Raw genomic sequence first — 15,736 nt, 5'->3', positions numbered from 1 at the left:
CCCGCAGACCGGGTCTTAGGCGACTACTCCCACTCGATCGTTCCCGGCGGCTTCGATGTGACGTCGAGCACGACGCGGTTGACGCCGGCGACCTCGTTGGTGATGCGGTTGGAGATCCGCGCGAGCACGTCGTACGGCAGGCGGGTCCAGTCGGCCGTCATTGCATCTTCGGATGACACGGGGCGAAGCACGATCGGATGACCGTACGTGCGACCGTCCCCCTGCACACCGACCGAGCGCACATCGGCGAGAAGAACCACCGGGCACTGCCAGATCTCGTTGTCCAGACCCGCGGCGGTCAGCTCTTCGCGGGCGATCGCGTCCGCCTTACGGAGCAGCTCGAGACGCTCACGGGTAACCTCGCCCACGATGCGGATCCCGAGGCCAGGCCCCGGAAACGGCTGGCGGCTCACGATGACCTCGGGAAGCCCGAGCTCGCGGCCGATGGCGCGCACCTCGTCCTTGAAGAGGGCACGCAGCGGCTCGACGAGCTTGAACTGCAGGTCCTCGGGGAGTCCGCCCACGTTGTGGTGGCTCTTGATGTTGGCGGTGCCGGTTCCGCCACCGCTCTCCACGACGTCCGGGTACAGGGTTCCCTGCACGAGGAAGTCGATGGTCGCGCCATCCCCCTGCGCCTCGAGCACGAGCGCCTCGGCGGCCGCCTCGAAGCTGCGGATGAACTCGCGGCCGATGATCTTGCGCTTCTGCTCGGGGTCGGTGACTCCGGCCAGTGCGTCGAGGAACTGGTCGACGGCGTCGACGGTGATGAGACGCACACCGGTGGAGGCGACGTAGTCCTCTTCCACCTGGCGACGCTCATCCTGGCGCAGCAGTCCGTGGTCGACGAAGATCGCGGTGAGCTGGTCACCGACGGCCTTGTGCACGATGGCAGCGGCAACCGCGGAGTCCACGCCACCCGACAGGCCAACGATGACCTTCGAGGTGCCGACCTGCTCCTGGATGCGCGCGACCTGCTCGGCGATGACGCTTCCGCTGTTCCAGTCCGCGGCAATGCCCGCGGCACCGTGCAGGAAGTTCTCGATGACGGCCTGGCCGTACTCCGAGTGCTTCACCTCGGGGTGCCACTGCACGCCGTACATCTTTTTCTCGTCGCTGGCGAAGGCCGCGACCGGCGTCGACGTGCTCGAGGCGAGAACCGTGAAGCCCTCGGGAGCCTTCGAGACCGAGTCACCGTGGCTCATCCAGGTGGTCTGGTCGGTCGGCTGTTCGCCGAGGAGAGTGGATGCCCCGGGGGCAAGCACCACGGCGGTGGAGCCGTACTCGCGCAGGCCCGTATTCGCGACCTCGCCGCCGAGCTGCTGCGCCATGACCTGGAACCCGTAGCAAATGCCGAGGGTCGGGATGCCGAGCTGGAGGATTCCCGGGTCGAGAGTGGGTGAGCCCTCCTCGTACACGCTGGATGGGCCACCGCTCAGAACGATGCCGCGGGGGTTCATCGCTGCCACTTCGGCTGCGGTGATCGTGTGCGGCACGATCTCGCTGTAGACGCTGGCCTCGCGCACGCGGCGCGCAATCAGCTGGGCGTACTGGGCGCCGAAGTCGACGACGAGTACTGGCCTCTGTTCGGTCTCGCTAATGGGTTGCCTCCACTGGCTGGGTGTTTTCGAGCTGTTCTACCACCGCGTAGGTGTCGCGGTGGATGTTGCGCTCGAGGAAGAAGGAAAGGAACGGAACAATGCCGCCGAGGGCGATGAGCAGGAAGCGCGGGAACTCCCAGCGCATCAGGCTCCACAGGCGGAAGTCGCTGTACAGGTAGAGCACGTAGAACCAGCCGTGAACGATGAGGATGATCTGCGACAGGTTGGTGCCGGTGATCTCGGCCTTGGGCGTGAGGTACAGGAACCCGAACGGCCCACCCATCTCGATGTCCACGCCGAAGATGTACCGGAACACCATCATCAGACACAGCAGAAGCAGGAACGTGCCGGTGATGATCGAGGTGACGCGGTAGAGCTTCAGGGCGCTCCGAATGCGCGGCGCATCGGACGGTTTGGGCTTGAGGGGCATGGGCCTAGTTTAGTTCGGCGAAGCTGATGGAACCCGCACGGTGTGCGGGCTCCCGGCCTCAACCGGCGAAGTACCGCATCTCGTTATTCGGGTTCATGTACGCCACCGCTGTCGCCACATTGCTCACGGCGTGGATGACCACGTCCGAGGCTGCGAGGGCTTCCGCATCCCGCCACACCTCCCAGGCGAGCCGGTGCGACCAGTTCTTGGTGTTCGCGGCCATCTGGTGCTGCAGCTGGTGGCCGTCCTGCAGTTTCTCGTCGTCCGAGAGCAGGTCGAACTCGTCATCGGTCTCGCTCGACGACCGCACCACGTCGTTGAACGCGACGACGTGGTTGCCGAACTCCTCGTGGAAGAGCTGCGTCACGCGCTCCTGGTCGGTGGCGACGAAGACTGCCCACCCCTCGTCGGACGGGTTGATGCCGCGCCGGGCGAGCTCATCGCGCACACGCGTCACGTAGGCGAAGCGGTCGGCCATCGCGCCGCCGACCTGCTCGACCGCGTGGCTGGGGTGTTTGACGTGCACGCCGATGGTGAACCGACCGCTGATCTGGTCGTTCACGAAGGTGTCGATCTCCGAGCGGTACTCGGGCACGAGCCGAACGTGGCGGTCGAGCACGGTGTTGTACTGCTTGCGGAACCGGTAGAAATCGTGCGCCGTGTAGAGGTTGTGCGCGTTCACGTAGGTGAGGTTCGGCTCGCGCACGTGGTTGAAGGGCGGCTCCGGCAACTCGGCGCCGGCGTAGAGCCGTTCCGGGTCGTTGAGCTCGTCGGCCGACAGGTCGAACACGGGCTCGAACATCTTCAGCCAGACGTTGCCGTCGTACGGCTTGCCGTAGCAATAGCTGACGACGGGCTCGCCCTTCGCGCGCTCGATGACACCCTCGGCACGCCAGTCGGGCAGCACGAGGGCTGCCTCGTTGTCGATCGTTCCCCACACCAGGTGGGTGAAGTAGGTGTTGAACACCGAGAAGAACCCGCCGTCGTGCGCGGGAACCACGATCTTGCGGGCGCCGAGCTTGGTGCCGTGGCGGCCGGCGAAGGCACGCGCGCGGGGAACCGCGGCGGTGGCTGCGATCGGGTCGACAAGATCGTCGGTGAGAGTGGATGTCGCGACATCCACTTCCTCAGTGTGCGACGCAGCCGCGAGCTTGGCTGCCCAGGCACTGTCGGGATCCACAAAGGCGGCGTACTCGGACTCGAGGGTGGTGAAGCTGAAGGCTCCCGCGCGGCGGCGGCGCACCGCGGAGGTCGTCGCGATCTCCGGGGAGGACGCGAAGCCCTTGGCCAGGCGCAGCGACTTTTGGATGCTGGCAACATCGAGCAGCGACTGCCGCCCCATGATGCGGTTCTCGATCTCGGGATAGACCGCCGGCTGGTAGCCGATGGGCTCGATCGCGAAGACACCAGGAAGGCCCTGCATGTCTTCGTGGGCGGCGATGTTGCTGAGCACGAGTGACTTGCCGAGCGCGAGTGCCTCGCGTGGCCCGATGGAGTACCCCTCGCCCACGGAGACGTTGACGTACACGTCGAAGCTGTCGATGAGATCGTTCTTCGCCTCGACGCTCAGGTCGCTGTTCTGCACGTGCACGTTGGTGGCGCCGGCGCTCACCATGAGCGACTTCACCCGCGCGTAGACGTCACCGAACGCGAGGTTCGAGTGGATGACGAGTTCCGCCGACGGGTCGCCGCCGAACTCACGCAGGAAGGCCTCGACGAGCAGGTCCAGTCCCTTGCGTGTGTGGAAGGCCGAGATCGTGCCGAAACGCGTCACGTTCGGCATGGGCGCCCGGTAGCGACGTGCGAGCATCGGTTCCAGGTCGAGACCGATGGGAAGGAAGGCAGTCGGGATCGTGACGCCGGACGCGGCGGCGACACCCAGCAGGTATTCGCTGGAGAACAGTGCGAGGTCGAACCGCTCGTTGAGGATCCGCACCCATTCCTCGGGGAGTATGTCCGAGTCGTACGCCATATGCGCGATACGGAATCCACCCTCCGGCACCGACTGGTAGTTGGTGTCGGAAAAGCCGTTCCAGAGCACGTCGGTAAAGAAGTATACGGCGAAGTCATCCGGGCGGGAGACAAGCGGCACCACACGGCCGGAGGGCAGCTCGACTGCGGATCCCCCATCGGCGGCGGGAGCGCGCGGCTCGTAAATCGAGACGTCGTATCGACGCGACAACAATTCGGCCGCGGCAGCGGTGACGGTGCCGATGCCGGACTGGAAGCCGGTGCGACCGATCACGCAGATGCCGCGACGCTCGACGGGAGCACTGGCCACGGTGTCCTTGGGTGCTGTGCCGCTCATCGTCCGAGCAGCTTTCGCAGGTAAGGGCCGGGTCGACGCATGAATCGCAGCGGCATGCTCAGCTTCCACGAGGTGCTGCCGAGCAGCTCGCTGACCTGACCGCGTGCCTGTGCGGCCATGAGGTTGGCGTTGCTCACCTGGCGGCGGGCGACGTCACTCTCGACGCGGGCGGTCTTCAGTTCGGTGCGGGCACTCGTGACCTCGCGACGGACCTTCTCGGTCTCCGCCTTCGCCACGCCGACACCCCGACGCAGGGCGACGGCTTCCCGGGCGCGGGCGGCGAGCAGACGCTCCCGTTCCCACATCCGCTGTTCGAGCGCTTCGATCTGCCAGTTGAGCGCCTGGTTCTCGGCCTGCAGGGACGCGAGTTCCGGCGCGACGAGCACGCCGCCCTCGGCTACCTCGATGCTCGTCTGCAGCGACGCGACCTCGGCCTCGAGGGCCGTTGCCGTTTCGGCCAGAACAGCTACCTCGTCGGTTGCCTCACCCAGTGATGCGGTCAACTCGACGTTGGCCTCGAGCACGAGGGACGTCCATCCGCTGAGGTCGGTGATCTCCTCCGCGAGGACGGGGCTCACGGCGAGCGTCGCGGAGGCGCTGCGCGGGGCGAGCGCGGGAGCCGTTCCGGTGGTCAGGGTTGAGGCGACGGCATCCCACCAAAGGGCGGATTCGGTCTTGCGCACGGCGGCCACCTCGATCAGGTGGGCGGTGATGTCCGCACGGCGATCCCAGGTTTCCTCGACAAGCCGGTCGGCGAGGTCGGTGTGCAGCAGGCTGGACGGCACCGCCCAGGCCTCGACGCCGAAGTTGGTGAGCGATCCGACGATCTTCCTGCGGGTGTGCAGCCCAAACCAGACGCCGACCGTGGGCACGCCCGCGGCGAGCGCGAACACCGTCGAGTGGTATCGGCTGGAGACCGACAGTGCGGCCGACGCGGTGAGGGTCACCACGTCCCGCACCGGCAACACCGGTGCGACAACGACGCCGGGCGTGCGCGCGAGGCGCGCAATCATGGCGTCATCGTGGGTTGATCCCCCGCCGCCCAGCGACCCCTGGTGGGGAACGAGCACGACCGGCAGCCCGGTGATGCTGCGCACGTGGGCGATCAGCGCGTCGAGTTCGCGGCCGAGGGTCTCGACAGTATCGACCCCGGCGTAGTCGGGGAAGCTGACCACGCTGTACTGCCCGGCCGTCAGCTCCAGCGATGGGAGCACCGCGACGGTGTCGCTGCCCTCAAGGAAGCTCGCGTCGTCGACGGTGTGCGCGAGAGTGGATGCCGATGCCCCGAGGTCACGCGCTGTCTGCGCCGAGAACTCTTCACGCACGCCGACGAGGGTCGCACCCCCGAGTATCTGCGCGACAAGCTCGGCGTCGCGTGTGACGAGGGACGGCCCGAACGACTGCCCCGTGAGCACGAGCGGCTTGTCGTAGATGCGGGCGATGCCAGCGAGGGCAGCGCGCTCGTAGATGTGCTGGCTGTGCTTGGTCGCCAGGGTTCCGCCGCCGGCGATGATCACGGCGTCGCTGTCGGCGACGGTGTCGATGACGGCCCAGGCCCGGTCATCCGCGGCAAGACGCGCGGTCTCGCCCTGTGCGGCGGCAAGGACGTTGGCGAGGCGGATGTCGCGTGCCGCTCGACTGCCCGCGATCGAGGGGTCAAATCCGATCCGCAGCACGGCGTCGACGCCGTATCGCGCGGCGGTGGCGCCGGGGCTCGCGGAAACGACGGTGTAGCTCGCCTCGACACGCGCCCGCAGTTCCACCAGCGCGCTCTCGAGCATGGCTTCGTCACCAATGTGAAAGTCGACGTCTGCGCCAACGTCTCCGATGAGTACTAGTCGCACGGAGGCTCCTCCTGGGTAGATACGGGGGTAAAGATGTGTGTCAGCGCAGCGGCCGCTGCCTGCAGAGAATGGGAGTGCGCGAGGGACCGCGACGCCGTGGCCGCGAGCCTCGCGCCGCGGGACGGATACGCGACCATTGCCCGCATCGCACGGACGGCGTAGGCGGGGTCGGCCGCACCCGATCCTGCGACGGCCGGAATGAGGTCGCTGCCCGTGGGAACGACGTACTCGGCGCTCTGGGAACCCTCGGCCACGATGACCGGGGTCGAGAGCGCGATGACATCGGCGACGGCGAGGGTGAAGCGGCCCGGGGCGTCCAGCGACACCCAGCAGTCGGCGAAGTCGCGGAGCGCATCGACGGTGTCGTCGTCAAAGCTGGGGATCAGGATCACGTCGGGGCGGGTCCGCGCTCGCGTGCGCAGCCACTCGATTTCCGCCGTGCGCAGGGGCGCCGTGACGACGACGAGGCTCGTGCCCGAGCCGGGTTCGACGGCCTCACAGTACGCATCGACGACCGTGGTGATGGCGCCGCCCGGGTCGTGCGGCGTCGGCTGCGGTTCGGTCAGGAAGAGGAAGCCCGCAGCGGGTAGCCCGAGCGACTCACGCGTGATGAACCCGTGGCCCGGGTTGGCGGGCGCCGCCGGCAGCAGGATTCGCCTGACGTTCTGGTAGCCGAGCTCGATGAGCGAGTCGGCGATTGCCGCCGTCGGGGCCCAGATCTCGGCGCTCGCGCTGAGAGCGACGCCGATGGGGTAGGAGAGAAGGCGAGGGTCGCAGACCACGAGGGCGACCGTGCGGATGCCGTCCGGCAGCGGAAAGCGCAGCCCGTTGTCGCTGACCTGCGACGGCGACACCACGAAGACGGCGGTGGAGGCCACGATGGGCGCGGAGGTAACGAGCTCGTCGCCCGGTCCGATCTGTGCGGCATCGACCAGACGGGTCGTCACGCCGGCGGCGGCAAGCGTGTCCACGAGGGCATCGGCGAGGCGCCGGTCGTCACTTCCGGCAGGGTCGCCGCTCATGACCACCCAGCCAAGGCCGTCCGACTGGGCGTTGGGCACGGGAGGCGAAACGATGGTGGTGGCGAGCCCGAGGGATGCCATCCAGTCGGCGGCGGAGCCGTCGGCCGCGAACCATGCCAGGTACGCGCGCGCATCGTGCCCGGTCGGGTCGGGGAAGACCTTTCGCAGGTCGCCACGGACCGCCCAGAAGGCGTACTCGAACCCGCTGAGCGGGTCTACCTTCGTGCCGAACTGGCGCAGGTGTAACCACCGTTCGAACTGCCGCGGGTGGGCAAACGGGTCGGGCGGCATGGTTGCACCCGTGATGTCACCGATGAGAACGTCGCGGTAGAAGCGGCGGATGGCGGCGTGCAGGCGCACCCCGGTCGGCAGCTGGTTCCAGCTGTACGGCGCGCGACGACTGACGGGATGTCCCGCTTCGCGCAGCAGCTCGCCGTACGCGTCCGAGAGTTCCCGCAGTTCGGGGCTCTCACTGAGGATCACGCGGGGGTCACCGGAGGTGTGCTTCGAGAAGAGCCACGGCAGCTCGGGGTCGTAGCCGCTGAAATGCAGGAACCTGAGGGTTTCGCCGCGGGCGAGCCATCCCGTCGCCGTCTTCGTCAGGGGACGCTCATGGATGTTCCAGTGGGCGACGTTGTAGCCGGGATTGCGCTCGAGGTGCACCGTCGACAGCGAGGGCACCCAGTCCATCCAGCGCTGGTCGGCGAACAGGGCGTTGCGCGGGTCGGAGATGCCGTAGCGCATGAGCTTCGACGCCCACCAGTCGGCGATCGGTTTGCCCGCCTGCGAGACAGCGATGAATCCGAGGTTATACATACCGGCCCACATGAGCATCTGTTCGGTGATGATCTTGCCGTCGTTCGGGAACGGGGCGGTCGTGTGGGGAGTCATGCACACGCCGTACTCGATGGCGGAGTCGAACAGGTCGTCGAGGCGCTCATAGACAAAGATGTCGGGATCGAGATACATGGCAGCGTCGACGCCCTCGGCGAGCAGGCGCTGCAGCAGGAACGGCTTGAGCGCTGTCGCGAACTCGAGCACGTCGTACATCGCCATCATCGCGTGGAGGTCGGCGGGAGCAATGTCCAGTTCGCCGAGCGTCATGACGCGGCCGACGTTGGGAATGTCGCGCACGGCATCGTCGCCGTCGACGATGAGGGTGACGAATTCGATCTCGGGGTGCACGGCGACAAAGGATCCATGGAGGACGCTGGCCTGGGCAGCGTAGTTGGACGCGATGATGGTGCCGACCTTCACCACGCGATCAGGATCTGTCACTACAACCTCTCGTGGCCCCAGCGGGCGCGGGACGATTCAGTCTACCCAGCGGCTATTGCTATACCCGCGCATCGCTATCGGCCGGTTCGGCGGGTGTTTTCTGCGGTGTTTCGATGTCGGGGGCGCCCTGTTCGGCGCCGGTCAGCGCGGTCGCGGCCTCGGCCTCGGCGGCCTCTTCCTGCTCGCGCTCCCAGGCGTCGCGCACGAGGCGGTACCAGAGGAAGACGGCGAAGCCGGCGAACACGACCCACTCCACGGCGTAGAAGATGTTGAGCCAGTTGACCGTCACCTCGTCGGACGGCTTCGGGGAATCGATGGTGGTGAGACCCGTGGGCGCCTTCGAGAGCACGACGTAGCCGCCGTACACGCTGGTGGGCGGAGTCTTCCACTCGTTGATGAGAGCGGAGACCGAGACGGTGTCGCGCTCCCCCTGCTCGAAGTGGGACTCCTGGGGTGATTCGGTCGGCTGGTAGCGACCCTCGTACGTGCTGAGGGCGGTGATTCCGATGTCGCCGGCGGCCGCGGCATCCGCGTCCTTCTTCGACTGCGTCCAGCCGGTGGCGATCGCGATGCTTGCGCCGTTCTCCACCACGACGTGGTTCAGCACCCAGTACCCGGACACGCCACCGTTGAGGCGGCCGCTCACGACACTCGCGTCGCCGGGAACGTTGGTGCCCTGGAAGGTGACGATGCGGTAGGCGGCGGTGGATGTCACGGGGGACTGTGGGTCCGCGATGGTGTCGAGCGCGACCGCGACCTCAGAAGCGGGCTGGTCGGTGCTCTGGTGAACGCTTCGGGCGAGCTGCCACTGGCTGAGCGCGGCGAAGCCTGCCGCAACCGCGAGGGCAAGCAACAGGGCGCCTATCCAGCGCGGACGTCGGGCAACACTCCACACGTTTAGTACTCCGGATCCAGCTTGCGTTCGCTTTGCTCGTCCGATTGTTCCATGGCTTGCTGAATGAGACGTTCGACGGTGTCGTCGCCGTGCACGAGGACGTCGTCGTCGGGTCCGTGGACGGTGCCGAACTCCGAGCCATCCGCTTCATCGAACTCGGGGAACTCGTCGTTCTCGGCCGCCTCGACAAGGGCGATGGCCTCGGCCTGCATGCGGTCGCGTTCCTTCTGCTTGACGCGCTTGCGCTTGGTGCCGAGCACCACCGATCCGATCTTCTCGGAGTTCACCGCGAGGATCGGGCCGATGATCGACATGACGAGCACATAGAGACCGGCGAACGGCGTGATGCGCTCGTCAAGGGCAGGCGTTGCCGCAAGCGACAGGGTCGCGAGGATCAGCGCGAACTCCCCGCGGTTCTGCAGGATGAACGCCGTGTTGATACCCGCCTGCGGCCCCAGCTTGTTGAGCCACGATACGAACTGCCCGGCGATGATGTTGAGCACGAGCGTCATGAGGATTGCGCCGCCGACGGGCAGCAGCACCGTGCCGAATGTGGAGGTGTCGAGCCCGAGGCCGAAGTTCAGGAAGAAGAAGGCGCCGAAGACATCCCGCATGGGCAGAGACAGGTGTTCGATGCGCGCCCGGTACTTGGTGGCGCCGAGCACGAGCCCGATCAGGAACGCGCCGATCGCGTCGGTGACCCCGAGGAGCTCACCGATGCCACCGAAGGCGACCGCGAGGCCGAAGAACAGGATGGTGAAGAGTTCGTCGTCCTTGGTGCGGAACAGCTTGGAGACGTATTTGCCTCCCCAGCGCGCGATGGTGAACATCACGATGAGGAAGAGGAACGCAATACCGAGCTTGCCGACCACCGGCCAGACGGCGGTCTCGCCGCTGAGCACGACGGAGACGATCGCCAGGTAGATCGCGATGAAGATGTCCTCGACCACCGTGACACCCAGGATCATCGGGGTTTCGCGGTTGGCGAGGCGATTGAGCTCGATGAGGAGTTTCGTCACGATGGCGCTCGAGGATGTCGCGGTGATACCCGCGATCACGAGAGCCTCGCGGCTGCCCCAGCCGACCATGAAACCGAACGCGAGTCCGGCCGCCATGTTGAAGAGGATGTATGTGCCACCCGAGATCAGCAGTTTTCCAACGTTGCCGAAGAACTCGTCCTGGTCGAACTCCAACCCGAGGTTGAAGAGAAGCAGGATGAGCCCAAAGACCGCGATCAGTTCGACGTAGTGTTGCTCGAAATTCAGCAGTCCAAACCAGTTGGAATGCGGGCTGGCCACGAGGCCGACCAACATGTAGATCGGGATGGCGGGCAATCCGATGAGCTTGCCAAGACGGCCGAGGCCGTAGGCGAGCACGAACAGGATGCCCAGCGTGAGGAGTTCACCACCCAGATGCACGGTTAGCCTCCGGGTGGCGCGTCAACGGACGACTTCGGCTTCGTCTCGCCCGTGCGATAGAAGTTGAAAGCCTTCGCTACCTTTTCGGGAGACCCGGCCACGACGAGCGTGTCACCGGGGTAGACCTTGAAGTCGTCGGCGGGTGCGGGGTTCGCGGAGTCCCCGCGGACGACTGCAACGACCGTGAGGCCGACGACGCCACGGGTGGCGAGGTCACCGAGCGGCTGTCCTGCAATGTGGTCTTCGTAATCGACGGTGAACCAGTCGATTGAGAGTCCTGGTATCTGGTCGAGGCTCGAGAGCGACTCGGTGATACGGGTTCCGCCCAGGAGTTCGGCGAGGGTGTGCGCTTCGTCTTCGTCGAGTCGCAGCGACACCTTGGCGTTGTCCGAGTGGTCTTCGGCGTCGGCGAACGCGATCAGGTCGCTGTGACCCGAGCGGTGGGTGATTACACCGAGCTTGCCGCCATCGTCGGTGACGAAGGTGTGCAGCACCCCGACACCGGGTAGCTTTACCCGTCGGACATCAACCATGAGCGAACTCCTTCAGTGGTGTGCCGCGCGAGACTTGCCCGTCGCTACGCGGCGTACGGCTTGTTCACCGCAGACTCAAGTCTACCGGAGAGCTCTCGGCGGGCTCCCGGTGTTCGCTCGGGGCCAACTGCTACGGGCGGAACTCAGCTCGCGGCAACGATGTCGGGCGCTTCGAGCCGAACCCGGTCGGCGGATGCGTCGTCGGGCTCTTCCTGGCTGGCCCGTTCGGCCGCAACGCGCTTGAGGTAATTGTTGACCTCGTTCTGAATCCGTTCCTCGTCCCAGCCGAGGGCCTCCCCCATGAGGGCCGCAGCGACGGGAGCCGCAGAGACGCCGCGGTCCCACGCCTCGATACTCACGCGCGTGCGACGTGCGAGCACGTCCTCCAGGTGCAGCGCGCCTTCGTGGGTGGCGGCATACACGACCTCGGCACCCACGTAGTCGTCGGCTCCCGGAAGCGGCTCGGCCAGCTCGGGACGGGACTTGATGAGGTCAAGCAGTTCGTCGGTGAGCACGCCGTACCTGTTGAGGAAGTGCTCGACCCGCACGCGGTGCAGCCCGAACGCCCGGGCGATCTTGCCGCGCTTGTTCCACGCGGCCTGGTAGCCCTCGGCGCCGAGCAGCGAGATGTCTTGGGTGACGCTGTCGGGAACCTTGCCATCCAGCGCCGCGGCCGCCTCGTCGACGGCGTCCTTTGCCATGATGCGGTAGGTCGTCCACTTGCCGCCGGCGACGACCACGAGGCCGGGAACGCTGTGCGCGACGATGTGCTCGCGGCTCAGCTTCGACGTCTGGTCGGATTCCCCGGCGAGAAGGGGCCGCAGTCCCGCGTAGACGCCCTCGACGTCGTCCCGCGTGAGCGGCACCGCGAGCACCTGGTTCACGTGCTCGAGGATGTAGTCGATGTCGGCGGCGGTCGCGGCCGGGTGTGCCTTGTCGAGGTGCCAGTCGGTGTCGGTCGTGCCGATCAGCCAGTGCCGTCCCCAGGGAATGACGAACAGCACGCTCTTCTCGGTGCGCAGCAGCAGGCCGATCTTCGACTGGAACCGGTCGCGCGGCACCACGAGGTGTACGCCCTTGGACGCCCGCACCTTGAACTGTCCGCGTTCGCCGACCATTGCCTGCGTGTCATCCGTCCACACACCCGTGGCATTGACCACCTGGCGCGCGCGAATGTCGAACCGTTCGCCGGTCTCCACGTCGAGGGCGTGGACGCCCACCACGCGCTGGCCGACCTTGAGGAAGCCCTCCACGCGCACCCGGCTCGCGACGTGCGCTCCGTAGAACGAGGCAGTTCGCGCGAGGCTCGCCACGTAGCGGGCGTCGTCAACCTGGGCGTCGTAGTAGGCGATTCCCCCGGTGAAGGCATCGTTGGCGAGGCTCGGGATCGCGCGCTGGATCTGGCCCTTGGTCATGTGACGGTGGTGCGGCACCCCCGGAGGGCGGCCGCCCGTGTAGCTGAAGATGTCGTAGAGCATCATGCCGGCGCCGATGTAGCAGCGCTCGATGAAGCCCTTGGTCAGCGGGTAGAGAAACTTGACCGGCTTGACCAGATGGGGCGCGATGCGCTGCAGCAGCAGGCCGCGCTCGATGAGTGCCTCGCGAACGAGACGGAAGTCCAATTGCTCCAGGTAGCGGATGCCTCCGTGCACGAGCTTCGACGAGCGACTCGAAGTACCACTTGCCCAGTCCCGGGCCTCGACCATGCCGACGCTGAGCCCCCGGGTGACGGCATCCAACGCGGCGCCTGTTCCGACGATGCCGCCGCCGACCACGAGGATGTCCAACTCCTTGTCGCGAAGCGCCGTAATGGCCGCCGCACGCTCCTCGGGGCCGAGCTTAGAGGAACGGGTTACCGAGTTGGTCTGCGTCATTGGAAGAGCCTCCTTGGCTCTCCAAGCTACCCCTGGTGATACGGCGCGACAACTACTTCGACGCGCTGGAACTCCTTGAGGTCCGAGTAGCCGGTCGTCGCCATCGAGCGGCGCAAAGCGCCGATGATGTTGACCCGGCCGTCGGGTGACGTGGACGGTCCGTTGAGGATCTGCTCGAGCGGTGCGAGCGTGCCGACCTCGACACGGTGTCCGCGGGGCAGCTCGCCGTGGTGGGCCTCTGTGCCCCAGTGCCATCCGCCACCGGGCGCATCCGTGGCGCGGGCGAGGGTGCTTCCCAGCATCACGGCGTCCGCTCCCATGGAGATCGCCTTGACGATGTCACCGCTGGTTCCGAGGCCGCCGTCGGCGATGACGTGTACGTACCGCCCGCCGGACTCGTCCATGTAGTCGCGACGTGCGGCCGCGACATCCGACACCGCTGTCGCCATCGGCGCATGGATGCCGAGCGTTGCACGGGTGGTGGAGGCAGCGCCGCCGCCGAAGCCCACGAGCACGCCGGCCGCGCCTGTACGCATGAGGTGGAGGGCGGCCGTGTAGGTGGCGGCGCCTCCGACGATGACGGGAACGTCGAGTTCGTAGATGAACTTCTTGAGGTTGAGGGGCTCGGTGCTTTTGGAGACGTGCTCGGCGCTCACGGTGGTGCCGCGGATCACGAACATGTCCACGCCGGCGTCGACGACGGTCTGGTAGAACTCCTGCGTACGCTGCGGGCTGAGGGCGCCGGCAACGGGCACGCCGGCCGCGCGAATCTCGGCGAGGCGGGCGGTGATGAGCTCGGGCTTGATCGGCTCGGAGTAGATCTCCTGCATGCGGCGGGTGGCCTCGGCGGGCGTGAGGCCCTGGATTTCGAGCAGCAGGGGCTCGGGGTTCTCGTAGCGCGTCCACACGCCCTCGAGGTCGAGCACTCCGAGGCCGCCGAACTTGCCCATTGCGATGGCGGTTGCCGGGCTCACCACGGAGTCCATGGGGGCGGCGATCACGGGGATCTCGAAGGTGTACGCGTCGATGGTCCAGCTGACGGATACGTCCCGTGGGTCACGCGTGCGCCTGCTCGGCACGATAGCTATGTCGTCAAAGGCGTATGCGCGGCGGGCGCGCTTGGCACGGCCGATCTCGATGTCACTCACCGCACCAGCCTACCGTTGGGCACGGGTTGAGTCCCCCGGGGGTTGTGGTCGCACGTGGAAGTCGCGCTGACCCGGGCTGCTCGGGCATTCTGGTTTCATGCCTGAAGTGCACGCTGATCCCCTGGCCCTGTTGCGCGCACGAACGAGCGAGAAATGGGTTGCTTACCCGCCCGATGTGCTGCCGCTGTTCGTCGCCGAGATGGACTATCCCCTCGCGCCGCCGGTCGCCGCGGCCATGATCGGGCGCATCAGCGTCAGCGACACGGGGTACGTGCTCAACCCGGGACCGCTCGCCCCCGCGTTTGCCAGCTACGCCTCCCGCGTGTGGGGCTGGACGGTCGACCCCGGGATGGTTCGCACCACCACCGATGTGAGTGTCGCGATCGTGGAGACGCTGCGACGGGTCATCCGCCCCGGCGACGGCGTCGTCATCACGCCACCGGTTTACCCTCCCTTCTTCGAGATGGTCGGTGAGGCGGGCGGGACGCTCGTCGAGGTGCCCCTGACCGACGACGGCCAGTCGTATTCTCTCGATCTCGATGGCCTGGAGCGGGCGTTCGCTGCTGGCGCCCGGGCGCTGCTGCTGTGCAGCCCGCACAACCCCCTGGGTCTGGTGCACCATTTCTCCACGCTCGAACGCGTCGCAGAACTGGCGGCCCGGTACGACGTCACCGTGGTGAGCGACGAAATCCACGCGCCGCTGCTGCACGGAGGCGTGACGTTTACGCCGTTCCTCGCCGTGTCGGACGCCGCGCGGGAGCAGGGAATCACCGTCACTTCGGCGAGCAAGGCGTGGAACCTCGCCGGCGTGAAGTGCGCGATCATGGTCGCCGGCAGCGACAGGGGCCGTGACGTGCTCGACGGGATGTCGGAGGAGGTCGGGTTCCGCACCAGCATTCTCGGTCTGCACGGCAGCGTCGCGGCGTACGACGAGGGCGGCCCGTGGCTCGATGGTGTTCTCGCGGCGCTCGAGTCCAATCGCGACCTGTTGCGCGCGCTGCTCGCCGATCGCCTACCCGGCGTGGTCTACCGCGAACCGCAGGCCGGCTATCTCGCCTGGCTCGACTTTTCCGCCCTCGGCTGGGGCGATGACCCCAGCGTCGTAGCGCTCGAGTCGGCACGGGTTGCCCTGATGCCGGGACCGGCGTTCGGCACCCAGGGTCGCGGCTTCGTGCGGCTGAATTTCGCCTGCGCGCCCGAGGTGCTCACCGAGGCCATCGACCGCCTGGCGGGTGTCGCCGCGACGCACGCGCGGAACCCCACGACCGTGCGGGTGTAGATCGCTCCCGAATTGCCGCATTTCCGCACGGCGGGGGAAAACGCAGGTTTCGGCGGGGGAACGTAGCAAGCGGCGGGAGTTACGTCTCCCGCCGCTTGCCAGTTTCTCC

Annotated in this window: 11 protein-coding genes; 1 reads left to right on the top strand and 10 read right to left on the bottom strand. The window is 67.0% G+C overall.

The window, feature by feature from the left end; genetic code table 11:
- Positions 1–23: 23 nt before the first annotated feature.
- The 10 genes from guaA to HB677_RS11900 form a co-directional block, all read right to left on the bottom strand.
- Complete coding sequence (gene guaA, locus HB677_RS11945; RefSeq protein WP_213816008.1) at positions 24–1,598, bottom strand: glutamine-hydrolyzing GMP synthase; 1,575 nt, start codon at positions 1,596–1,598, stop codon at positions 24–26.
- Positions 1,594–2,028, bottom strand: coding sequence for a DUF3817 domain-containing protein (locus tag HB677_RS11940; protein ID WP_213815933.1), 435 nt, complete (start codon positions 2,026–2,028; stop codon positions 1,594–1,596). The genes guaA and HB677_RS11940 overlap by 5 nt, the downstream gene beginning before the upstream one ends.
- 58 nt (positions 2,029–2,086) lie before the next feature.
- Positions 2,087–4,336, bottom strand: coding sequence for a glycosyltransferase (locus HB677_RS11935; RefSeq protein WP_213815932.1), 2,250 nt, complete (start codon positions 4,334–4,336; stop codon positions 2,087–2,089).
- Entirely contained in the window at positions 4,333–6,180 is a 1,848-nt protein-coding gene (locus tag HB677_RS11930) for a polysaccharide pyruvyl transferase family protein (protein ID WP_213815931.1), read from the bottom strand. The genes HB677_RS11935 and HB677_RS11930 overlap by 4 nt, the downstream gene beginning before the upstream one ends.
- On the bottom strand, positions 6,171–8,480 hold the full coding sequence (locus HB677_RS18860) for a hypothetical protein (RefSeq protein ID WP_213815930.1): 2,310 nt from the start codon (positions 8,478–8,480) through the stop codon (positions 6,171–6,173). Before HB677_RS18860 ends, HB677_RS11930 begins: the two co-directional genes overlap by 10 nt.
- Positions 8,481–8,538: 58 nt before the next feature.
- Positions 8,539–9,333 (bottom strand): SURF1 family cytochrome oxidase biogenesis protein, encoded by a 795-nt coding sequence (locus tag HB677_RS11920; protein WP_255546563.1) that lies wholly within the window; start codon positions 9,331–9,333, stop codon positions 8,539–8,541.
- A 44-nt stretch (positions 9,334–9,377) separates the two neighbouring features.
- Complete coding sequence (locus HB677_RS11915) at positions 9,378–10,793, bottom strand: cation:proton antiporter (protein WP_213815928.1); 1,416 nt, start codon at positions 10,791–10,793, stop codon at positions 9,378–9,380.
- 2 nt (positions 10,794–10,795) lie between these two features.
- On the bottom strand, positions 10,796–11,326 hold the full coding sequence (locus HB677_RS11910; protein ID WP_213815927.1) for a cation:proton antiporter regulatory subunit: 531 nt from the start codon (positions 11,324–11,326) through the stop codon (positions 10,796–10,798).
- Positions 11,327–11,469: 143 nt separating this feature from the next.
- Entirely contained in the window at positions 11,470–13,200 is a 1,731-nt protein-coding gene (locus HB677_RS11905; protein WP_213815926.1) for a glycerol-3-phosphate dehydrogenase/oxidase, read from the bottom strand.
- A gap of 26 nt (positions 13,201–13,226) precedes the next feature.
- On the bottom strand, positions 13,227–14,348 hold the full coding sequence (locus HB677_RS11900; protein ID WP_213815925.1) for a GuaB3 family IMP dehydrogenase-related protein: 1,122 nt from the start codon (positions 14,346–14,348) through the stop codon (positions 13,227–13,229).
- A gap of 97 nt (positions 14,349–14,445) precedes the next feature.
- On the opposite strand from HB677_RS11900, the gene HB677_RS11895 reads away from it, so the two are divergent.
- Positions 14,446–15,627 carry a MalY/PatB family protein gene (locus tag HB677_RS11895; RefSeq protein ID WP_213815924.1) on the top strand — a complete coding sequence of 394 codons (1,182 nt, stop codon included), beginning with the start codon at positions 14,446–14,448 and terminating at the stop codon, positions 15,625–15,627.
- Positions 15,628–15,736 lie beyond the last annotated feature (109 nt).

Origin of the sequence: Glaciihabitans sp. dw_435, from assembly GCF_018449675.1 — a bacterium.
Taxonomy (GTDB): domain Bacteria; phylum Actinomycetota; class Actinomycetes; order Actinomycetales; family Microbacteriaceae; genus Glaciihabitans.
This window is presented reverse-complemented; position numbering and strand designations above follow the sequence as displayed.